This window comes from Olsenella sp. KH3B4 (assembly GCA_900111695.1).
Classification (GTDB): domain Bacteria; phylum Actinomycetota; class Coriobacteriia; order Coriobacteriales; family Atopobiaceae; genus Tractidigestivibacter.
The window spans coordinates 83,864-105,675 of record FOHD01000003.1 but is presented as its reverse complement, the minus strand read 5'-3'; the positions used below and the strand labels follow the sequence as shown (position 1 = coordinate 105,675).

Annotated in this window: 21 protein-coding genes; 3 read left to right on the top strand and 18 right to left on the bottom strand. The window is 59.4% G+C overall.

Annotated features, from left to right (window positions below):
- Window positions 1–85: 85 nt before the first annotated feature.
- The 7 genes from BMX94_RS03885 to BMX94_RS03855 form a co-directional block, all read right to left on the bottom strand.
- Window positions 86–1,567 (bottom strand): S10 family peptidase, encoded by a 1,482-nt coding sequence (locus BMX94_RS03885; RefSeq protein ID WP_091003828.1) that lies wholly within the window; start codon window positions 1,565–1,567, stop codon window positions 86–88.
- Between the two features lie 12 nt (window positions 1,568–1,579).
- Window positions 1,580–2,845, bottom strand: a complete 1,266-nt coding sequence (locus BMX94_RS03880; RefSeq protein WP_091003825.1) for a M20 family metallopeptidase — start codon at window positions 2,843–2,845, stop codon at window positions 1,580–1,582.
- Window positions 2,846–2,902: 57 nt separating this feature from the next.
- The gene (locus BMX94_RS03875; RefSeq protein WP_091003823.1) at window positions 2,903–3,937 is read right to left on the bottom strand and encodes an ABC transporter ATP-binding protein; all 1,035 of its coding nucleotides are present in this window, start codon (window positions 3,935–3,937) and stop codon (window positions 2,903–2,905) included.
- The gene (locus BMX94_RS03870) at window positions 3,930–4,985 is read right to left on the bottom strand and encodes an ABC transporter ATP-binding protein (protein ID WP_091004187.1); all 1,056 of its coding nucleotides are present in this window, start codon (window positions 4,983–4,985) and stop codon (window positions 3,930–3,932) included. Before BMX94_RS03870 ends, BMX94_RS03875 begins: the two co-directional genes overlap by 8 nt.
- A gap of 9 nt (window positions 4,986–4,994) precedes the next feature.
- Window positions 4,995–5,909: an ABC transporter permease gene (locus BMX94_RS03865; protein ID WP_091003820.1), complete on the bottom strand. Its 915-nt coding sequence runs from the start codon at window positions 5,907–5,909 to the stop codon at window positions 4,995–4,997.
- Window positions 5,909–6,865 (bottom strand): ABC transporter permease, encoded by a 957-nt coding sequence (locus tag BMX94_RS03860; RefSeq protein ID WP_091003818.1) that lies wholly within the window; start codon window positions 6,863–6,865, stop codon window positions 5,909–5,911. Before BMX94_RS03860 ends, BMX94_RS03865 begins: the two co-directional genes overlap by 1 nt.
- A gap of 117 nt (window positions 6,866–6,982) precedes the next feature.
- Window positions 6,983–8,629 carry an ABC transporter substrate-binding protein gene (locus tag BMX94_RS03855; protein ID WP_218138454.1) on the bottom strand — a complete coding sequence of 549 codons (1,647 nt, stop codon included), beginning with the start codon at window positions 8,627–8,629 and terminating at the stop codon, window positions 6,983–6,985.
- Window positions 8,630–8,911: 282 nt separating this feature from the next.
- On the opposite strand from BMX94_RS03855, the gene BMX94_RS03850 reads away from it, so the two are divergent.
- Together BMX94_RS03850 and BMX94_RS03845 are read left to right on the top strand one after the other, a co-directional pair.
- The gene (locus tag BMX94_RS03850; RefSeq protein ID WP_091003814.1) at window positions 8,912–9,850 is read left to right on the top strand and encodes a DUF1177 domain-containing protein; all 939 of its coding nucleotides are present in this window, start codon (window positions 8,912–8,914) and stop codon (window positions 9,848–9,850) included.
- Between the two features lie 2 nt (window positions 9,851–9,852).
- Window positions 9,853–10,530, top strand: coding sequence for an AroM family protein (locus BMX94_RS03845; protein ID WP_091003811.1), 678 nt, complete (start codon window positions 9,853–9,855; stop codon window positions 10,528–10,530).
- 24 nt (window positions 10,531–10,554) lie between these two features.
- Here BMX94_RS03845 and BMX94_RS03840 read toward each other — a convergent pair whose 3' ends face one another.
- The 9 genes from BMX94_RS03840 to BMX94_RS03800 form a co-directional block, all read right to left on the bottom strand.
- Complete coding sequence (locus tag BMX94_RS03840) at window positions 10,555–11,373, bottom strand: MurR/RpiR family transcriptional regulator (RefSeq protein WP_091003808.1); 819 nt, start codon at window positions 11,371–11,373, stop codon at window positions 10,555–10,557.
- Window positions 11,374–11,632: 259 nt separating this feature from the next.
- Complete coding sequence (locus BMX94_RS03835) at window positions 11,633–12,508, bottom strand: class II fructose-bisphosphate aldolase (RefSeq protein ID WP_091003805.1); 876 nt, start codon at window positions 12,506–12,508, stop codon at window positions 11,633–11,635.
- Between the two features lie 66 nt (window positions 12,509–12,574).
- Window positions 12,575–13,096: a YjbQ family protein gene (locus BMX94_RS03830; RefSeq protein ID WP_091003802.1), complete on the bottom strand. Its 522-nt coding sequence runs from the start codon at window positions 13,094–13,096 to the stop codon at window positions 12,575–12,577.
- 2 nt (window positions 13,097–13,098) lie between these two features.
- The gene (locus BMX94_RS03825) at window positions 13,099–13,803 is read right to left on the bottom strand and encodes a triose-phosphate isomerase (RefSeq protein WP_091003799.1); all 705 of its coding nucleotides are present in this window, start codon (window positions 13,801–13,803) and stop codon (window positions 13,099–13,101) included.
- A 98-nt stretch (window positions 13,804–13,901) separates the two neighbouring features.
- Entirely contained in the window at window positions 13,902–14,768 is an 867-nt protein-coding gene (locus BMX94_RS03820) for a PTS system mannose/fructose/sorbose family transporter subunit IID (protein ID WP_091003795.1), read from the bottom strand.
- 12 nt (window positions 14,769–14,780) lie between these two features.
- Window positions 14,781–15,629: a PTS mannose/fructose/sorbose/N-acetylgalactosamine transporter subunit IIC gene (locus tag BMX94_RS03815; protein WP_091003790.1), complete on the bottom strand. Its 849-nt coding sequence runs from the start codon at window positions 15,627–15,629 to the stop codon at window positions 14,781–14,783.
- Window positions 15,630–15,673: 44 nt separating this feature from the next.
- Complete coding sequence (locus BMX94_RS03810) at window positions 15,674–16,183, bottom strand: PTS sugar transporter subunit IIB (protein ID WP_286160006.1); 510 nt, start codon at window positions 16,181–16,183, stop codon at window positions 15,674–15,676.
- Between the two features lies 1 nt (window position 16,184).
- A complete protein-coding gene (locus tag BMX94_RS03805) occupies window positions 16,185–16,607 on the bottom strand; it encodes a PTS sugar transporter subunit IIA (RefSeq protein WP_091003787.1) in 423 nt (140 codons plus the stop codon).
- Window positions 16,608–16,755: 148 nt separating this feature from the next.
- Entirely contained in the window at window positions 16,756–17,448 is a 693-nt protein-coding gene (locus BMX94_RS03800; RefSeq protein WP_177171317.1) for a beta/alpha barrel domain-containing protein, read from the bottom strand.
- A 570-nt stretch (window positions 17,449–18,018) separates the two neighbouring features.
- On the opposite strand from BMX94_RS03800, the gene BMX94_RS03790 reads away from it, so the two are divergent.
- Window positions 18,019–18,753 (top strand): GntR family transcriptional regulator, encoded by a 735-nt coding sequence (locus BMX94_RS03790; RefSeq protein WP_091004177.1) that lies wholly within the window; start codon window positions 18,019–18,021, stop codon window positions 18,751–18,753.
- A 143-nt stretch (window positions 18,754–18,896) separates the two neighbouring features.
- On the opposite strand, the gene BMX94_RS03785 is transcribed toward BMX94_RS03790, so the two are convergent.
- Together BMX94_RS03785 and BMX94_RS03780 are read right to left on the bottom strand one after the other, a co-directional pair.
- On the bottom strand, window positions 18,897–20,231 hold the full coding sequence (locus BMX94_RS03785; RefSeq protein WP_091003779.1) for an MFS transporter: 1,335 nt from the start codon (window positions 20,229–20,231) through the stop codon (window positions 18,897–18,899).
- A 64-nt stretch (window positions 20,232–20,295) separates the two neighbouring features.
- On the bottom strand, window positions 20,296–21,786 hold the full coding sequence (locus BMX94_RS03780) for a M20/M25/M40 family metallo-hydrolase (RefSeq protein WP_091003775.1): 1,491 nt from the start codon (window positions 21,784–21,786) through the stop codon (window positions 20,296–20,298).
- Between the last annotated feature and the right edge of the window lie 26 nt (window positions 21,787–21,812).

Below are 21,812 nucleotides of genomic sequence, written 5' to 3'. Positions count from 1 at the left end.
ACCCAACAGGGCAGATAATGGGTAGGAGAGGTTCGACGAGCGGTTCTCCAAAATGCGCCGACGGCGGACTGCTCGACGCGAGAAACTACTTGCTATAGAACTCGTGCAGGTCAGCGGCCATGGCGTGGAGCGTGGGCTCGTCGGTGTAGGCCATGTGTCCGCACCCATAGCGGTGCCAGGTAATCTGGCGCTTGAGCGCATCCGGCAGGTAGAGCTGCGACATCGTGTGCCGCACGTTCCACCAGGGAGTTGCCGTGTCATAGCGGCCGCCCAGGATGCAGAGCTTGGTCGTGGGGCTGCGTCTCAGGGCAACGGCGATGTCGTAGGCAAGGTTGGGCGCCGCAACGGTTGTCTCGTCGAAGCCGGGCTCGTCGTGGACCCAGTTCCAGCCAATCCCGATCTCGCCCCACACCGAGAGCCGGTACTCTGCCGGGCCCTCGTAGCCCAGCTCGCTGCGCAGAAAGTCGCGGAACGCCGCATACCAGCAGCTCTCGAGCGCGTGGTTAGCGGGATCCTCGCAGGCAAAGTAGAACGAGGCGCGCTGGCTGGGAAGCAGCGAGGTCTCGGTGAAGCGCTGGTCAAGGCGGCCGCACACAAGGCCGCGACCGGCGAGGAGGTCCTTCCTAAAGTCCTCAAGCTCAACTCGGTTGTTGCGGGCAAGCAGGTAGTCCTTGGAAAGTCCGATAAAGGTGGACAGGCGCTCGGCCAGGGCATCCTTCTCGGCAGGATCGATCTCGTCGCCCTGGAAGATGCCGCGGGCATACTCGCCGCCGGCGAAAGCAGAGGCCCTGTCGAACCACTCGTCCTCGTCGACGCCCTGGCCAACCAGACCAAAGTATTGCGCCGTCGAGGCAAAGGTGGGGACCATGCCCACGTAGTAGAGGTCATTGCCGGGCAGGTTCTGCGTCCAGTCGTAGTAGGCCGAGAGCATCACGACGCCCGCCAGGGGCACGTGCGCCTCACCCAGGTAACGCATGAGAACGGCACTACGCATGGTGCCGTACGACTCGCCAAAGATGTAGAGCGGAGAACCCCAGCGGTCGTTCTCGTCAAGCCACTGGCAGATGGCACGGCAGAAGGTTCGTGCGTCCTCCTCGAGGCCATAGACGCGCTTGGTATCGTAGCCATCCGCCACGAAGGACCAGCCCGTGCCCAGGGCATCCGGAAAGACAAGGTCTGACTCACGCAGCAGGGTGCCGGGGTTGTCCACGACCTCATAGCCAGCGCCCACAAAGTCCATCCCGTGGGTCACCACGCGACGCGGGCCAAGGCCTCCAAAGTTGATGGGCACCGAGGCAGAGCCGGGACCGCCGTTGTAGCAGAAGGTCACCGGACGCTTATGGGGGTCTACCTCGCTGCCATCAATGGCCGTGGCAACATAGGAGACATTGAACATGCGCCCCTCGAGGACCTTGTCGCGGTCGACGATGTCCAAGTGGCCAGCAGTGGCCACGTAGTCGATCGTCTCGTCACCAACATGCCACGTGAGCTGCGCGCTCTTTGCCTCCGGAACCTCATTTGTCGAGCACTCGCAACCGCACTCGCACTCGCAACCACACTCTCCCATGCAAGACCTCCCCTACTCGATACCCAGCATGTCGCAGAGGGCGAGCATGTAAATCTCGGCTGCATGCACCACGTCCTCCACGTCCACGTCCTCGTTGTAGCCATGGATGCCCGCGTTGTTGGCAGGCCCAAACTGGATGGTGGGACAGCCAAGCGCGCGATAGTGCGCAGCGTCACTTGATGCCCACTGATAAGCAGGAAGGCACTCCTCGCCCCAGACGCTCTCAATGTTGTTCTTAAGGCTCTTCACCAGAAGGCAGGTGTCATCGGTGTAGTTGCCCTCGGCAATCCACTCGTAGCTGGCCTCCACACCCGAGACGCCGCTCTCCTCGATGATGCGGTCGACGGCAGCCACCACGTCCTCGTGCTTGCAGCCATAGGGAAGGCGCACGTCCACCTTGCAGCTTGCGAGGTCGGGCACCTGGTTAATCTTGCCGCCGCCTTCGATGATCCCCACGTTGGCCGAGCAGTGGTCAATGACGTTGCCCACCAGGGGGTTGTCGATGGTGCGCTCGGCTATCGTGCGCGAATTGGCAACCGCGCGCGCCTGGCTCGGCAGGTAGTGCCCGGGCACGGAGGTCAGCTCGTCGATGCGGAGAATGACGCGAGCCAGCTTGGTGATGGCATTGTCGCCCTTGTAGTTGCCGGTCGAGCCGTGGCCGGGCGTGCCGTGCGCCGTGAGCGTGAGGTGCAGGATGCCCTTCTGGCCAATCTCGATGGTGTCGTGCCCGGTGGGCTCGCCCACCATCACCGCATCCGCACCGTCCGCATAACCGTGGTCGCAGAACCACTTGGTGCCAGTGCCTGCGATTTCCTCGTCCGTGGCCACATGGAGGCGGATGTCGCCCTTGAGGTTGGCGCCAGACTCGTTGAGAAGCGCCATCGAGAAGAGCAGTACCGCAAGGCCGCACTTCATGTCGGAGGAACCGCGCCCGTGGATCTTTCCGTCAAACACCTCACCGCCAAAGGGGTCAAAGTCCCAGCCGGAGAGGTTGCCTACGGGAACCACGTCCACGTGGCCGTTAAGGACAACGCGGAAGCCCTCGTCAGAGCCAATGTGAGCATAGATGACCGGGTATTCCTCACCCGCATAGGCAACCAGGCGCTGTGACTCGATGCCGTGGCTCGCGAGGTAGCCCCTCACAAAGTCGACCGCCAGCTCCTGCGGGTCCAACGGGCTCTGATTCTTTATGCGGATAAGGTCCTGGCAGAGGGAGACAAGCTCATCCTTGTGGTCGAGGACCTTCTTGTGAAGTTCTTCCTTCGTAACCGTTGACATGGCAGACAAACACTTCCCCGGACTAACGAACGGATTGAATACGCGAGACTCGCGCGGCTACTCGGCCGCGACGTCGTGGTACTTGAAGCATGTCACGCGGTGACCGGCCTCGACCTCCTCGAGCGAGGGGCGCTCGTGGCGGCAGCGCTCCATGCAGAAGGGACAGCGGCCGGCAAGCGGGCAGCCCACCTGCTCCCCCACAGGACTTGGAATCTCGCCCTGGAGCTTGATCTCTTCCTTCTTGTCGAAGGGGCTCTCGGGCGGGATGGCGGAGAGAAGCGCCTTGGTGTAGGGGTGCAGCGGGTGCGCGTAGATCTTGTCGGCAGGGCATAGCTCCATAACGCGCCCCAGGTACATGATGGCAACGCGGTCGGAGATGTGCTTGATGACCGAGAGGTCGTGGCTGATGAAGAGGTACGTGAGGCCTCGCTCCTGCTGCAGGTGGCGGAAGAGGTTGAGCACCTGCGCCTGGATGGAGACGTCAAGCGCGGAGACGGGCTCGTCGCAGACGATGACCTTGGGGTCAAGCACCAGGGCGCGGGCCACGTTGATGCGCTGCCGCTGACCGCCGGAGAACTCGTGCGGATAGCGCTGGAGGTGCTGCACGTCCAGGCCGACCTCGCGCATGACCTCGAGGACGCGCTGCTCGCGCCTGGAGACATCGGGCTCGGTGCGGTAGATGAGCATGGGCTCCTCGATGGTCTTGGCCGCCGTGTAGCGCGGGTCAAGCGAGGAGTAGGAGTCCTGGAAGATCATCTGGATGTCCTTGCGGACAGCCTTGAGCGGCTGCCCGGAAAGCTTGGTGATGTCCTGCCCGCCGTAGACGATCTGCCCCGAGGTGGCCTGGTGCAGCTGCACCACGCAGCGGCCCAGCGTGGACTTGCCGCAGCCGGACTCGCCAATGATGCCCAGCGTCTCGCCGGGATAGACGTCCAAGCTCACGTCGGAAAGGGCGTGGAGCACCTGCGGCTTGGAGAAGAGCTTGCCCCCGCGCAGGCGGAAGTCCTTGGAGAGGTGCTTGATGGAGAGAATTGGCTCTCCGCTCGCAACCTGGGGTCTCTCGGCAACAGCGGCTGCCTGCGTCTCACTCATGGTGGTTCACCTCGCCTCTCACGAGCCTGTGCTCGCCGTCCTGCCTCAGGCACGCCACAAAGTGCCCCGGCTCAACCTCCTTGAGTTCTGGCACGCGCCTGTGGCACTCCTCCGTCGCATAGGGGCAGCGGTTGCAGAAGTTGCAGCACGTACCGGTGAGCCTGAGGTCGGGAGGCACGCCCGGTATGGTCTTCAGGTCGGTCTTTGCGGTATCGGAGAGCCGTGGCATGGAGTCGAGAAGGCCCCAGGTATAGGGATGGAGCGGGTTTGAGTAAAGCTCCCTCATGGAGGTGTACTCGCAGGTGCGCCCTGCATACATCACCATAACGTCATCCGCCATCTCCCACACAATGCCTAGGTTGTGGGTGATGAGGAGAATAGCAGTGCCCAGCTCGTCCTGAAGACCTCGCAAGAGTGAGAGGACCTGAGACTGCACCGTCACGTCAAGGGCAGTCGTTGGCTCGTCGGCAATGATGAACTTAGGGTGGCAGCTCACCGCCATGGCGATGATCACGCGCTGGCACATGCCGCCCGAGAGCTCGTAGGGGTAGGCGTCCATGCGGGCCTCTGGGTCGGGGATGCCAACGAGGCGCAGCATCTCGACGGCGCGGTCGTAGGCCTCCTTCTTTCCCAGGTCGCTGTGCGCGCGGATAAGCTCGACCATCTGAGTCCCCACCTTGAAGACCGGGTCGAGGCCGCTCATGGGGTCCTGGAAGATCATCGAGATGTCGCTGCCTCGAAGCTTGAGCAGCTCGCGTTCCGGCACGTGGACCATGTCGATGCCATCGAACTCGATGGAGCCGTCCTCGATCTTGCCGGTCTTGGCAAGCAGGCGAATGACGGAGGAGGCGGTCACGCTCTTGCCAGATCCGGACTCGCCCACGATGGCAAGGGTCTTGCCGCGGTCAAGGGAGAAGCTCACACCGTCGACCGCCTTGGCGACGCCGGCTGCCGTGTGGAAGTACGTCTTGAGGTCGCGTACCTCGAGGATCCTCTCGCCCGACTTTGTTCCGGCGTCGTCGAGAAGCCCCGTGTTCTGCTCGGTCATGGTCATCACCTACCGCTTCTGCTTGGGGTCGAAGACGTCGCGGATGCCGTCGCCAAAGAGGTTGAAGCCAAGCACCGTGAGCAGGATGAAGACGCCCGAGATGGTGGCGATGTGCGGCGCGGTCTGGAGCGTGCTCTTGCCCTCCGAGAGAATCGCGCCCCAAGACGCGGTGGGAGGCTGCACGCCAAGGCCGAGGAACGAGAGGGCCGCCTCGGAGATGATCGCGCTTGCGATGTTGAGCGTGAAGTACACGATGACCGGCGACATGGCGTTGGCAAAGATGTGCTTGAAGAGGATGCGCGCGGGAGAGGCGCCTATGACCCTCTCGGCATTGCAGTACTCCTCGTTCTTCACCACGTGCACCTGGCCGCGCACCACGCGGGCAAAGTTGGGGACGTTTGCCACGCCAATGGCGATGATCACGTTCTGCGTCCCCTGTCCGAGGATAGTCATGAGGATGAGGGCGAGGAGAATGAACGGGAAGGCCATCATGCCGTCCATGACGCGCATGATGATGGAGTCGATCGCACCACCAAAGAAGCCGGCGACAAGGCCCAGAAGCACGCCGATGATGGCACCCACGATGGTGCCGCCGATGGCGATGAAGATCGAGATCCTCGCACCATAGATGATGCGCGAGAGCAGGTCGCGGCCATAGGAGTCGGTGCCAAAGAGGTGGCCCGCCTGCCCCGGCGCCGCGAACATGTTGGACATGTCCGTCGCATTGGGGTCATAGGGCGAGATGATTGGGGCGAACACGGCGAGAATGACCATGAACGCAACGATGATGAGCCCCACGACAGCCATCTTGTTGCGCGTGAGCTTGTGCCAGACGTTGTTCGCTCGCCGCTCGCGCTTGAGCATCTCGAGGTTGGCGGCGTCGCTCAGGGCCTCCGGCGCAGTCGCGTTTGTCTGCTCTGCCATTAGCGGGCACCTCCCTCGTAGCTCACCTTGGGGTTAATGATCATGTACACGATGTCCACGACCAGGTTCACAAAGACGAAGACCACCGCCGAGAAGAGAACCACGCCCTGGATGAGGGCATAGTCGCGACCGTTGACCGCGTTCACGATGAGGGTTCCCAGACCAGGCCAGGAGAAGATTGTCTCGGTGAGGATGGCTCCGGCAAAGGCGCCGGCGAGCTGGATGCCCAGCACGGTGACGATGGGCGGGAGGGCGTTCTTGAAGGCGTGCTTCCAGATGACCACGGACTCCTTGATGCCACGAGAGCGAAGCGCCTTCACGTAGTCCGCGTTGATGGACTCGAGCATGCTGGAGCGCGTGATGCGGGCGAAGGTCGCAGCGGGAATCGTTGCCAGGCAGAGGCACGGCAGGATCATGTGGCTCACCACGTCCCAGGCGCCCTTGGCGATATTGCCCATGCCCATCACCGGAAGCCATCCCAGGTTCACGCTGAAGGTGAGGACGAGCATCAGACCAAGCCAGAAGATGGGCATCGACACGCCGACAAGCGCCAGCACCATGAAAATGTAGTCGAAGGCGGTGTTCTGCTTGACCGCAGACTCGACACCAATGGGAATGCCCACCAGGATGGCAAGCACGAGTCCGGTGATGGTGATCATCAGCGTGGACGGGAGGCGGCTCAGGATGATGGGCATCACCGCGCCGTTATAGGAGTAGGAATAGCCAAAGTCCCCCTGCAGGACGCCGAGGACGTAGCTCATGTACTGCTGCAGCATGGGCTCGTTGAGGCCCATCTTCTCTCGCATGGTCTCGATGGCATCTGGCGAGGCCTGGGGGCCGAGCATGGTTACTGCCGGATCGCCCGGAATCATGCGCGTGAGGACGAACGTGAACGTTACGACAACGAGCAGGACGGGGATGGTCTGAAGCGCCCGTCTGATGATTGTCTTGGCCATCCTGCTACCACCCCCTGGGTGTTCTCGTCCGAATGCGACGCAGGATGGCCCCATTCGGTACCGAGGGGGCGCAGGTCTCGCCCGTGCCCCCTCGACTGGCTAGAAACGATGGTGCTGCTACGCGGTCTTCGAGACGTTGACCTCGTCGTTCACGATGACGATCTTGCCGTCGGCGCGCTGCTCGTAGCCCTGGACCTTGGTGGTGAGGCCGGTGTTCACGAACTCGGAGGCGTAAACCAGCATCGGGTCGTAGGAGACAATCGCCTTGAGCGCCTGCTTGTAGTAGTCGGCACGCTGGTCCTGGTCGGTGACGGCAAGGGCCTTGTCGAGAAGGTCGTCAACGTCCTGGTGGCTAAAACCAGCGCCGTTGCCGAGCGCGCCCACCTCGGAGCTGCTGAACAGCTTGTTGAGGAAGAAGAACGGGTCGGGGTACCAGGTCCAGCTCATGCCGTACATGTCGGCAGTGCCAGAGGCGGCCGTGGCGCTGAACGTGCCCCAGTCGGACGGGTTGATCGTGAGGTCAATGTTTAGGGTCTCCTTGAGCGTCTGCTGGAGGATGGTTCCCATCTTGATGCGGGCCTCGGTGTTGGAAATGTAAAGGTTGAGCGAGAGACCGTCAGCGTATCCCGCCTCTGCCATCAGCGCCTTCGCGGCGTCGGGGTCGTATGCGGGAACGTCGCTCTCGACGGAGGCATCGTAGCCCCAGCTTCCCTTGGGAAGCGGCAGCGAGGCGGTCTCGGCCTCGCCGTACGGATAGACGCCCTTCACCAGGTCATCGCGGTTGATCGCCATGAGGATGGCCTTGCGCACGCGCTGGTCGGCGGTGGGGCCGTTCACCTGGTTGAAGTAGACGTAGGCGATGTGCAGGGCAGGCGTCTGCTGCATGACCAGGTCGGAGTTGTTCTTGATGGTCTGGATGGACTCGCCGGTGAGCGAGGTGGCCATGTCAAGCTCGCCGGTGGTGAGACCATTTGCAGCCTGGGTCATGTCGGTGACGACCTTGATGGTCACGCCGTCGAGGTTGGGCGTGGGACCCCAGTAGGTGTCGTTCTTTGAGAGGTCGGACTCCTGGTCCTTGAGGAACTGCTCGAGCTTGAAGGGACCGGAGCCAACGAGGTGGTCGCCGAAGGAGTCGCCCCAGCCCTCGACCTCCTCCTTGGGGACAATGACGTTGCCGGCGTCGGTGAGCGCGGTGAGGAACGAGGCGGCGGGGGCGTTGAGGACGCAGTTGACGGTCGTGTCGCTCACAACGTCAACGTGGTCGAGCATCGCCAGGCGGTTCATCGAGGACTGCTTGGCGGAGCGCTCGAGGGAGTACTTGATGTCCTCCGCGGTGACGGCACGGCCGTCCTGGTACTGGCCCTTCTGGAACTTGGCGTCGCTGCGCAGGTTGAAGGTGTAGGTAAGGCCGTCGTCGCCGATGGTCCAGTCGGTCGCGAGCACTGGCACGATCTGGGACAGGTCCATGTTGTAGTCGACGAGCGTGTCGCACACGCAGTTGATGATCTGGGACTCGTAGGTGCCCGTGTAGAGAATGGGGTCAAGGTATTTGGGCGAGGAGGGCAGCGAGATCACGAGGGTGCCGCCAGCGGCTCCGCTGGTGCCCGCCGAGGCAGACGAGCTGTCGGTGCTTCCGCCGCATCCCGCAAGGCCGGCAGCCGCAACGCCTAGGCCCAGCATTCCCGCCGTGCGTAGGAAGCCGCGCCTCGAGAGGCACGCCATGGACTCTTGCACGTTCAACCTGGTCTTGTTCTGAGCGCTCATTGCCAGCTCCTCCCTCACGCCGGGCCAATCCTCCCGGCAACCAACGCGGCACACGCGCGTTGACCCACCTCCTGCGGGTCGTTGGATGCAGCATGCCATGCTGGCGACAGGAGAGCAGAGACTGGGAGCGTGTATTTCACTCGCATGAAACAAGTTACATCGTGCTGTAACAATTGACGGCTCTTCTCGGGCTAAGGTAGACGCTAAACACGCCGGTTCTCGGTGTTGTCTTCGAATTGTTTGGCACGTGGATTGAAACGTATTTCGTTGAAAGGAATTCCAATGCTGCTTCGCCAGATGCTCGACATCTACGATCTTATCGACAAGCCATCCGCCTCGGGCAACGAGGTCGCAGACTTTCTCCGCGCCCACGGCGCAAGCGACGTTACCGTCGAGCGCGTCTCCGGCGAGCGCGGCGGCACCGACTGCATGAAGGTCCTGATCCCTGGTTCCAACGGCAAGTCTTCTGGCGGAGACGCACCCACGCTCGGCATCGTCGGCCGTCTCGGTGGGCTTGGCGCCCGTCCCGAGCTCATCGGTGCCGTGTCCGACGGCGACGGCGCCCTCGCGGCGCTCACTGCCGCCCTCAAGCTCGTTGAGATGCACGAGCAGGGCGACGTCCTTGCCGGCGACGTCATCGTTGCCACCCACGTGTGCCCGGACGCGCCCACGCTTCCCCACGAGCCCGTGCCCTTCATGGACTCCCCCATCGACATGGAGACCATGAACCGCATGGAGGTCGACCCCCGCATGGACGCCGTGGTCTCCATCGACACCACCAAGGGCAACCGCATCATCAACGTGAACGGAATCGCCATCTCCCCCACCGTGATGCAGGGCTACATCCTCTCGGTCTCCAACGACCTCATGGACGTTATGACGCGCGTCACTGGCAAGATGCCGCAGGTCTTTGCCCTCTCCCAGCAGGACATCACCCCGTACGGAAACGACCTCTACCACCTCAACAGCATCCTGCAGCCTGCTACTGCGACCAGTGCGCCCGTGGTTGGTGTTGCCATTGCCACCGAGCAGATGGTCGCCGGCTGCGCCACCGGCGCCACCCACGGCACCGACGTGGAGGAGGCCGCTCGCTTTGCCGTGGAGGTGGCGAAGGTCTACGGCCAGGGTTCCTGCGCCTTCTTCGACCCCGAGCAGTTCAAGCACCTAACCGAGCTCTACGGCACCATGGAGCGCTTCCAGACCTCCGGCCAGGCGCGCTAGGCATGGCACGCACCAGGATTGCCGGCATCACCGTGGGACAGGCACCCCGCACGGACATGACGGCTGACCTCGAGTCGCGCCTCGCGCCGACGCTCGAGCTTGTGCAGTACGGTGCGCTCGACGACCTCACGGCGAGCGAGGTGGAGCGCGACCTTGCGCCCGAGCCAAACGACGAGGTGCTCGTATCGCGAATGCGCGACGGCTCCCAGGTCACGTTCTCCGGCACCAAGGTGCTGCCCCTGGTCCAGGCGAGAATAGACCAGGCCGAGCGCGAGGGCGCGCGGGCGGCCATCGTGCTGTGCACCGGCTCTTTCCCCGAGATGCGGCACGAGGTCCCTCTCGTCTATCCGCAGCCGCTCTTCCACGCCGTCGCCCGCGCCCTTGCGGGCGGGCGGCGCGTGGCGGTGATGGTGCCCGAGCCATCTCAGGTGGAACAGGCCAAGATCTGGTGGGGCGAGCACGGCGTCGAGGTGGACGTTGTCTCGGCAAGCCCCTACGCGGGCATCGACGGCGTACGAGAGACGGCAGCCATGCTGCGCGGATCGAACGACGCCTTCCTCTGCCTTGACTGCATGGGATTCACCACACAGATGCGCGACGCTGCGCGCGAGGCGTCTGGTCTCGACGTACTGCTGCCGCGCACGCTTGTCGCCGCAGTTGTCTCCGAGCTTCTCGGCTAGCGTTCTTCTTGATCCGGACGGGATTCACTCCCCGTCCGGCACACTTGCCTTAGCGTTGACACCCTCCGCCCTGCTCTGCAGATAGGCAACCTCGTCTAGAAGAATCTCCAGGTATATGTAAATGGTGAGCTGGGCATCTGCGAGGTCCGATCGCCCACCGTTCATAATGCTTGGCAGCACGATTGCGTTCGATGCATGCGAGATAAACTGGCTTCGGTCATTTACCGTAACGAAAAAGACCTCTCCCCCGTTCTCGCGAATAGCATCCATGAGCAGAGCGTAGGCATCGTAGTCGCGACCCTTCTGTGAGATAACCACGCAGGCGTCGCCCCTGCCTAGGATGCTTGCTACGTCATCCATCACCGTCGTGTCGTTTGTCACGCTATTAAAGATGCCTGCATGCATGAGGCCTGCAGATAGCTGCAGCGCTCTCTCATACATGCGGTCCACGCCCCATACGGCAACGCGTGGTGCATTGCAGAGCGAGGCAGCAACATGGTTGAGCAGCGATGCGTCAACTGCCTCGGCAACCTTGCGCAGCTGAACGGCGTTGATGTTCACAAAACGGGAGAGGAGACCGCCCTCGCTCGCGCCACCCTCTTCCTGCGTGCCATTGGAGAGAATCTGACGGTCCATCTCAAAGCGGAACTCTGAGAAGCCGCTATATCCCATGCGCTGGCACATGCGCACGATGGCTGCAGCCGAGAGGCCAGAGAGCTCCGAGACCTTCGAGACGGTGTTGCCCACCACATCCATGGGGTGGCCGGCAATGTAGCGGGCGACGGCAAGCTCGGACTCGGTAAAGTTTCCCTCCTGGGACTTCATGCGCTCTATCAGATCCACCGAACCTTCGCCCCTTCGCCACTCAGAGTGATACGTACTGGAAAGTTACTTGAGGTTACCAGTCACAAAGCATGGTGGCACAAAATCCCGACGCCGGCTCAGAGCGCCAACCGTTAGGAGTTATTTTCATGCATGACTTTTTGAATGGACTCCTGTCAATAACTTCGAAAACCACGGACAGCCAGTAACCATCGGCCATCCGTGGCTTTCACCAATTCATGTTCTGAGTGGTAATTGAGGAGGTTTTCAGCCACTGGAACTAAGCAATTGGCTTTGCTCCATTTGCAAATACTCTCATGGTCTTCTTGAAGTCGGTGTATAGGGCATCATAAGCGGCCATAGTCATATCGTGCCAATACACGGGCTTACCTGCAGATGAATCAACGATGCCACGAACAGCTTCCCCAGCTCGAACCACACCATATGTATAGTAGTTAATCTTTCGAATACCTGCATTAATGGACTTTGCGTAATCCTCATCAGAAACACCGGAACCTCCATGCATAACAAGAGGAACCTTGTTCTTCTTTCTGATCTCAGTGAGCACATCATAATTCAAATGAGGCTCGCCTTTATATAGGCCGTGAACGGTGCCAAAGGAACAAGCAAGCGCGTCTAGCCCAGTACTTGAGATGAAGTCAGACGCCTGTTCCGGATTGGTATAGATTGCCCCCGACTCCTCGGCGGTTCCTCCCTCGGGGCGTACCCCAGCCTCACGTGACCCCATGGACCCAAGCTCACACTCGAGACCCGCGTTAAACTCCGCGCACATCTGCGACGCGTATTGGGACATCTCAACATTCTTCTCATACGGAAGGTAGGAGCCATCAAACATCGCGCCATTGAATCCCATTTCGAGCGCGCGCCTCATATAAGAGAGGTTTTCGCAATGGTCCAAGTGCACACATACCATTGCGCTGGACCTTTCGGCAAGTTCGACCATAGTCGGACCAATCACGTCAAGGGGAACAAAAGGTTCATGGCCCTCTGCGTGAGCAATCATTACGGGATATCCGAGTTCTTCAGCGGCATCCAACGCCGCACGCAATGCCTCAAGACTCGGCGTGTCAAACTGCGCAATTGCCATGTTATTTTGCTCGGCAATGGCACACATATCTGTGAGATTTACCAGCATGCTTTTGTTCTCTCTTTCATGAGAAGGCCACAGCGATAATCGAGTTCGTCCAATCTCACCTGCGCGCTAATCCCCCATCACAACAACGCGAAGATTGCGGGTACGCTCGCGGGTACGGTCGAAGTCGACGAAGAAGATGCTCGCGAGGCCGTTCATCTCGAGCTTGCCGTCGGCGACCTCGAAGGTCTGGCTGCTGCCCACGAGCACGGAGCGCAGGTGCGCGTCGCCGTTCCAGAGCAGGGTGCGGTCGCCCCCGGGAAGGTAGGCCTCTGCGTTCGGCCAGCTCTCGACCTCCTCGAAGTGGCGAAGGCCGGGATAGCGGTACGTCTTCCAGTCGCGCTGCTCGGGAAAGATCCTCTCCAGGCCATCCGAGAGGTCTGCTTGCATGAAGGTGTCGCCTGCGGGCGTCATGTCATGGTCGAACTCCTGGGAGTAAACGGCGCAGGTTGTGTGGCAGGAGATGCAGTTGACGACACCCTCCTTGATGCCACTCTGAGCAACGATGTCCGCAACTTCTTTGGTGACGTCGACATAGGTCGGCTTCCCGGCGAGCGTCTCGACCTTCACGAGCCCCTTGTAGACAGTCATGACTAAGCCTCCCCCTGGATGTCGGCGCGGACGCGGTCAAGCGCCGCGAACATCTCCTCGAGCTTCGCCTCGGGGTCCTCCGCACAGACGATGCCGGAGGTGCCACCAGTAGCGTCTCCGCCATAGTAGATGGCGTCATAGACATCCTGGCCGGTAGAGATGCCTGCCGCCTGGAGGACCATCGTCCCGGGTGAGACGGACTTGACGGCCTCCGTAGACGCGCGAATGTAGTCCTCGCCGGCGATGTGACCGGTGCCGATGAGGCTGTTGAGCTCGCAGGTCATGATGTCGGGGTGGAGCTCGGCGATTGCCCTAGCCTCCTCGACGGAGTCGGCGCAGACGCAGGTGAGGATGCCCACCTCGCGAGCGCGCACGATGGTCTTGGCGAGCTCTCCCACCGTCATGGGGTTCTCTGCATGGTTGAGGAACGTTGCGCGCACGCCCGCCGCCGCGAGGGCCTCGGGCAGGATGTGCCCCATGCCGCGGCCCGGCCTGAGGCTCTCCATCGCCTGCGCACACGGGATGAGGTGCGGGCAGTTGTCCGCGACCCACGCGAGGTCAATGAGCTGTGCCGTGAACAGCGACTGGAAGCCGTAGCGCTCGCACAGCTCGTCAGTCTTGCGCGCGAGCCTACGGAGCTTCTCGCCATACAGGTAGGACTTGGGGTTGACGACGAAAAACGGGCGCTTGAGAACAATTCTGTCCATAGAGTTATGTCCGTCCTAATGGTTATTGAGCAGGGCTCTTCTGTCTCTGAGAAAATGGCACCCGGCTTTGAGAGGTTTCCAAAACCGGGTGCGAAATACTATGCAGCGCCGCCAAAGAGACCGGTAGCACCAAGCACGATACCAATCGCAACCAAAATAAGAAGAACAACCGTAGAGTTCATGTTCTTCTTCTTAAGGAGGTACCAGGTCAAAAGGGTAATTGCGAGAGGCACCCCACCCTTAAGGATGGAATCGAGCGTAGCCTGGAGGTCAATGTAGCCCTCGCCAACCGGAATCTGCAAATACGACGTACAGGTAACGTAACTATTTGCAAGACACCCCAGAACGATGGCACCCATGGTAGATGCAGTAGCAATCAGGCGTTTGACAGACCCGGAAGCCATCATACTTTCGATGCCTTCCTTGCCCGAATTGTAACCAGTGAAGAACATGAAGTGCGAGATGAAGAGCATGATTGCATACATCAGAACGATATAGAGCAGGGGCCCGAGCAGATTACCCTGCGTAGCAAGGGGCATTGCCACAGCAAGCAGAATAGGTGTGAGCGTACCCTGCCAAAGGGTGTCACCAATGCCAGCAAATGGTCCCATAAGACCGGTCTTGACGGCGGTGATAGCTTCGGGCGTCACGGCCGAGCCGTTGGCCATCTCCTCTTCCATCGAGAGCGCAAGGCCGTTGATAATGCAGCCAAAGTGGGGCTCGGTGTTATAGAACTCCATCTGGCGCTTCATGAACTCAACGCGCTTCTGGTCATCCCCAGGATAGAGCTTGTCGGGGATGTGCGAGAAGGATGCCAAGAGTGCAGACGCCATCAGGCGCTCGTAGTTGTAATTCGTGTTGGACAGGCAAACCCACTTAAACCATGCACGAGTAACGTCACGCTTATCGAGGTGATGCCCTTCGGCATTGGGAGTAGTCACGACGTTCTTCATATCTTCAGCCATGAATGTCATCCCCTATTCAAAGTCATCGTCAGAGTCATCGGATGCAACGCTAGAAGTCGATGCCGAGGTGGCCGCAATCTGGGGCACCACTGCTCCACGCCCTTCTTCGGCCTTCGTCTCGAGCTGAACGTAGAAGAACGCGATAACGAAGCCGATAATTGCGATTGGCATAGCGCCAAGTCCAAGATACGCGCTGAGAATGAAGCCGAAGACAAACCAGATGAGCGTACCGGGACGGTCAAGCGTACGAAGGTTCATGGCAATGCCGAGCGCCGGAAGGATTCCGCCGATAACCTCAAGGGTGTACAGAGGACGGCCCTGCATGACTTCAATGATGCCATTAACGGCGTCAACACCGAAGTAGCAGCCGAGGGTAACAGGCACAACGCAGAGGATAAAGCAAAGAATCTGCGGTGGGACGATGTGCAGGAAGACAGCCTGCTTCATATCGCCCTTCTCACAAGCCCGGTCAATCATGTGAACGAACGTAACGTCCAGCGTCATGCGAATGACGTTTACAATCGTGCCTACAAGAGCAATCGGGACGGAAATCGCAACCGCTGCCTCCGGCTCGAGGTTGGCCGCAAGTGCGAGTGCAACGCCGAGCGTACCTGCAAGACCAGGATCATTGGGCTGAGCACCGCCTGCAAAGATGTAGGCGATGAAGGGCATCTGTACTGCAGCACCGATAATGCAGCCCTGCACCGGATCTCCGAGGATAAAACCAACAAGCACGCCTGCCACCAGGGGCTTCTGAATGGTTGAAAGACTACCCAGACAACCGATGAGCCACGGAGTTCCGACGAAGCCCATGTAATACACGACACCAACAAGAAATGCCTGCAACAGGGTAATTTGCATAGAAACACGCACCTACCTTCTCGACGAGAGAGACCTATTGGGACCTACTTCAGAAGTTCCGCGACATCTTTCTTGGGGTCGTCGGCAACAATCTGAATGGTGATCTTGCAACCCCTATCGATAAGCTTGCGCATGGCGTCAACCTCTTCGTCAGAGCAAGCAATATTCTGGTAGAAGGTCTTACGGCTTCCGCTGATACCCATGCCGCCAATATTAAGGGAATCAAAGTCAATGCCCGCATCAGAAAGCCTGAGGATTGTGAGCGGGGTCTTAACCAGCATGATTACCTTGTCAGTAGGCTTAAACCCTTTGACCAACCTGTCCACGGCCTTCTGGACTGTAAACACACCAAGCTTCACGTTGCTAGGCACAACGCCCTTGAGCACTGTCTTCATGAGATCGTTGGCTGCGACCTCATCGTCGACCACCATGAATTTGTTAGCGCCAGTGGCCTTCTGCCACGACGTCATGACTTGACCGTGTACGAGTCTGTCATCAACACGTGTTAGAAGAACGTTGTCCATGCCAGCTGCATGCATAGTAGCCCCAATCACATCAAAAATCTTCTTCGTCGTCGCTCGTGTCGAACAACTTATGTCGAATATCGACCACGCTGTCACAGCTCGCACGGACCGCTTCCTCAGTGAGCGCGCTGAGATTCATCTCGTCACGAGCAAATACCACCGAGAGTAGCATCGGCAAGTTAACCCCGGCTACGGCATTCAAATCATCGCGCTCGAGCAACTGGGCAACAGCATTTGAGGGAGTCCCGCCGAACAAGTCAACCAACACCAAAACACCATCGCCTTCATCGACGGCATTGATTGCGTCTTCGACATTGGAAACAAACGTATCAGGGGAATCTCCACGCTGAAGCCCAATCGCCTGTATTGCCTCGTGCTCTCCGCTAAGAAGCTCGAGTGCATCGAGCATTCCAGATGCCAAAGATCCGTGAGATGCCACAACGATTCCAACCATTCCTACACCTCCCTCAGATGAATCCAAGCAATCTCATTGCTACAAGACGTATTCTTGACCATTATTTTGTAGTCATGTTTTGAATAAGGCAAGCGGTAGAGTATTAAAGGCGGACGGATTAGTTGACTTCACTTTTATGGTCAATTGTTCAGAAAGACATCTTAGTTGCCTCACGCGCAGCAGTCTGAATCTCTTCATAGGTACACCGCGCCGATTCTTCAAGCGAATCGCCATTGTCAAAAAGACCGCGCCCGAGATTCAAGACATCACATCCAGCTTCTATCAACAAGCGATAGTTTGTCGCATTGCATCCTCCGTCAATTGCTATCTCGTAATGAGCTCCAACCTCAGCACGCAGGACTTTAGCCTCGACAATCCTGTCATAGGTTCCCTCAATGAACTTCTGTCCGGTAAATCCTGGGTCAACGGACAACACAAGAAGAGAATCAAGCTCTGTGGCATAGGACGAAATGACGTTGACGGGATCAGCAGGATTAATGAATGCCCCCACTTTTGCGCCTCGTTCGTGGATGTAGTCGCAGAACCTGTGAATTGAGCGTCCTACCCCATCCGCCGGAAGGGTCAACAGAGATGCGCCAGCATCTATACATGTATCAATAAACGCCTTGTCGATTCCATCTACGTACAGGTGTGCCTCGATGGGCTTAGAAGTAACTGGACGTATCTGAGCGATAAAGTGGGGCGTCAGGCACATATTTGGTACATAGTGGCCATCAATGATGTCAACGTGATACAAATCTGTTATTGAATCCAGTATGTGCAAATCGTGCTCAACTTGGAGCAGGCTCATGTTCATCAATGAGGGCGCTATTTTTACCATCTGCCAAATCCTCCTATACTTGACTATTATTTTATGGACAATTATATCTACTACGTATTCAGCTAAACCTGTACATGATTTCATAATCAACAAGCGGAGGAAAAATGAGCGCGAAACGCACCAAGCAAAGCCCCGAGGCGTCGAGAAAAAACCTCCAGAAAGGTTCTAGCTACCTGTTTCTTTCGATTCTCATCATTGCTTTACTCGCGTACGTATTCCCTAGTGTTCTCAACATAGACATTCGCTCTGTCGCTCAGCAGAACCTCGTTTTGGGAATTGGACGTATCGCAATTGGGATAGCCGTAATCGTCTATGCCATCCGTGCATGCGTTATCGTTGTGCGAACCAATACGCTTCCCGGGGAGACATGGAAGCGCGGTCTGTACAATTCTCTTCATGCGACTTTTCTGGGGATAAATGGTCTCACTATCCTGCTTCTCTTTGTAGGGGGAGCGGCGCTTATAATATGGGCAATATCAGAGATGTTTTAATGATTTTCGCCCGTTGTTCTATAGCAGCTGCAGTCGTGCGAAAAGAGCATTGGACATCCAAGCAGAACGAGTGATAGCCATGGACCAATCCCCAGATACAGCCCCTTCACTGCACGTTCAGCTTGCAGACTACATCCGGGATAAGGTTTATTCGCAAGAATGGCCCGAGGGAACGAGGCTCCCATCCGAGCATCAGCTTATGCTTCAGTTTGGAATTAGCCGGGGTACGGTCCAAAAGGGCATTCAGCTTCTGGTAAATGAGGGGCTTATAACAAAAGTAAAAGGGAAAGGCAGCTTTGTCATCAAGCCCAACGTCGAGCACCTTACAGGAAACAGCCTTCTCTCCTTCGCCGAATCATTAAGCATGCAGGGCATTAACTTCACCACCGAGGTCGTTGGGGCTGAGGTTGTCACAGCAGATAAAGTATGTTCACAGCGGCTGGGTGTACCGCTCAACTCCCCCATTTTCTATCTTAGACGCGTTCGCTCAACAGAAGAGGGTCCGCTGCTGTACATGGAGAGTCGCATTAACATGCTCACTTGTCCCGGCATTGACATGTTTGACTACTCCAAGAGGACCCTGTTTAGCGCTATCGAAGAAGCATCGGGCAAAAAGCTTGGATACGCAAAAGTCCGATACGGTGCAAGGATTGCCGGAAAACTTCGCGGCGAATTGCTGGAGTGCGATGAGTCCGCGCCAGTACTCAATATCGATCAGGTCTGCTATCTCGAAGACAATAAATCTACGGAGTGGGGCAACATCTGGCTGCCTGCGAACAAATACGTTTTAGTTTCGGTATTGCAGAGAGCGTAATTGAACTAGCGACTCAAGAGGGATTGATTTCCGTACCATAGAGTTCAAACCAGCAGCAATGCCTTCTGCGAATTGGGGCTCCACCGCCAGATTGGCGCTGGAGCCCCATCGAATAATCACTGCAGCATACTCTGACTTACCCCCTACTCCCCCGCGTTGGCCTCGCGACGCAGGATCTCGGCCGCGAGAATCGAGTCGCCGTGCTTGGCCAGGGCGATAAACGCGCACATAGCCGCCCCCATCACGGTGATGTAGAGGAAGAGCTGCGACTCGGCCACGTCCATGACCAGACCCGAGAGTATGGGCGTCACAACCTGTGCCGCCATGCTCACCGTGTAGTAGTAGCCCGAGTAGCGGCCAACGCTCCTAGAGCTGCAACCCTCGAGGATCATGGGGTACACGCACAGGTCAACGGCGCCAAGCGATGCGCCCATGAACAGGAACAGCACGTAGTAGAAGGGCGTGAACGCCGGGAAGAGCCACATGATGGCCGGACAGACGGTCATCACCAGGCCAGCCACAAGGGCCACACGCTTCCTGCCCACCCTAAGTGAGAGGTTGGCGATGGGCACGTACGAGATAAGCCCGCCCGCAATGGTAACAATGTTGATGATTGCGTAGGAACCGCCGAGCATCGAGAAGAAGTCGGACGCATAGCGAGAGATGTTCGTGGTCATGGCGTTGTAGGACATGTAGTAGAAGAAAACGGCACCAAGGAGCAGCGCAATCGAGCGAAGCAGCTCTGGATCGGTCACGCGCTCCTTGCCCTTCTCGTCAGCGTCGTCTGTGTCGATGGCATCTTCCTTGATGCCCATGGCAAGACTCTCCTCGTGCATCTTAGACACTGCCTTGGGCTCATTGAGAAGCACGCGGTAGACCACGGCTGCCACTGCAATCACGATGCCCTGCAGCAGGAACACCGGCACGTAGTCGGGATTTGCGACCGAGGGGACTAGAACCGAGATGGCCACCAGCATGACGCCCGTACCCGCGTAACCCACGATCTTATCGACGGAGTCGCCTTTGGTTCTCAGCGGCCGCGGCGTGATGTCTGCGACAATCGCCAGCGTCGCGGTGCGGTACGAGCAGATGGCAACCAACGTCACAAAGATCATCGCAATGAGCAGAGGCAGGCTTCCCAGGTTGTTTGCCACGGCGATGAGCGGCACGGATACCGTTGCCACGGCAGAGCCGGCCAGAATGAAGGGGGTCCTTCTCCCCAGGCGCGAACGGCAGCGGTCGGAGAGGATGCCAAACCAGGGCAGCAGGAAGAGGCCAAACACGTTGTCGAGCGCCATCACCACACCGGTGAGCCAGTTGGAGAGGCCAAAGGTTTGGGTGAGCATCTTGGGAACCAGACCGTCGAAAACCTGCCAGAACGAAATCATCCCCATGAAGGGAAGGGAGGCAATCGCACAGCGCTTCCAGTCGAAGGGAATCCTCTCCCTGGGCGTGGCCCCCTGCTCCTTCTCGGCCATCTTGGCTCCTCTCGTCCTCGCCACGCGCCGGGGCTGCCAGCGCAGCGGGATATGGTTGCATCCTTTATGCGTCTAGCTGATCGAGCCCCCGAACAAACGCCACGTAGAACTCCACGCCACGCTTGTAGTCCTCAACCGGGATACGCTCGTTGGCACCGTGGATAAGACCGCGCGCCACCGGCGTGTAGACAAAGGCGGCAAAGCGGTATACGTGGTCGCAGATCTTGGTGAACGAGCGCGAATCCGAGCAGCTCGTCTGCACGTAGGGGCAGACGCCTGCCTCGGGATAGACGCCGGCAACGCAGCGACGGATGTAGTCGAACTGCGCGTCATCGTGCGGCGAGAAGGGCGAGGGCTCGTTTACCAGGCTGTTCTCGGCAACCTCGACGCTCACGGCATCTGCGGCGGCGCCGGACGCCCGGCACTCCTCGGCCGCCTGCGCACGGGCTCGAGCGAGCGCTGCGTTCACGTCTTCGAAGGGCGCCACGCGAACGTTGAGGTTGGCCGTGGCAACGGGAGGAAGGACGTTTCTCGCCGGTGACCCCTCGAGCTGCGTGAGCGCGTAGGTCGAGCGGACCATGGGGCCGGTCTCGGCGCCTGCCGCCAGGATGCGCCCCACCAGCGGCCGGAAGAGCCACATGTTTGCAAAGATGATTCGATAGGCAAAGCTGCCGCGGGCCGCAAGCTCCTGGAGCATCGCCGTGACGGCATCTGCCACCTGTGGCTTTCCAGGATTTGCGCAGATGCGCTCGGTTGCGCGGGCGAGAAGGCGCGTGGCATCGTTCTTCGAGGGGGCTGACGCGTGCCCGCCCGCCCCGTGCGCCGTTACGGTGACGTCCACGTGGCCCTTCTCGGAGACGCCCACCATGGCCATGGGCGAGGTCACGCCAAGGGGCACACCCGTTGCCACGGCACCGCCCTCGTCGAGGACCATGCAGGGATGCACGTTGTGCTCGCGCAGCCAGGCCACGGCATTGTCGGCCGTGGGACCGGATGTCTCCTCGCAGCAGGAGGAGAAGAACCAGATGTCGCGCGGCGGAATGTAGCCCTCTGCCAGCAGGTGCTCGAACGCCTCCATGCAGCCGCAGAAGCAGAGCTTGTTGTCGAGCGTCCCGCGCGCCCAGATCTGGCCGTCGTGGACCTCGGCGGCGAACGGCGGGTACGTCCAGTCCTGGCCATCGGTGGGCACCACGTCGTGGTGGGCCATCATCACCACGGGCGCCAGCGACGAGTCGCACCCGGGCCAGCGCATGAGGATGCCGTACTCGTCGATGCGCGTGAGTTCGAACGTCTGGAACGTGCGCGGGTAGAGGCGTTGGAGCGTAGGCACCCAGCGGTCGAAGGGCTCGCGATCGAGCTTGGCCGGATCATCGCGCGAAACGGTGGGAATGCGCAGCAGCGTGCGGAAGCGCTCGACCTCCTCGTCGCCGGCGTGATAGCCGCCTGCATCGATGGGCGAGCCAGCCGGCAGCGTGGGCTTGAGCGTCGCCGCACGGGCAACGCAGACAATGACCAGCGCGAGAATGACTACCAGGACGAGAATGACAGCAACCATGGTGCCTCCTGTGACGTTGGGGCCAT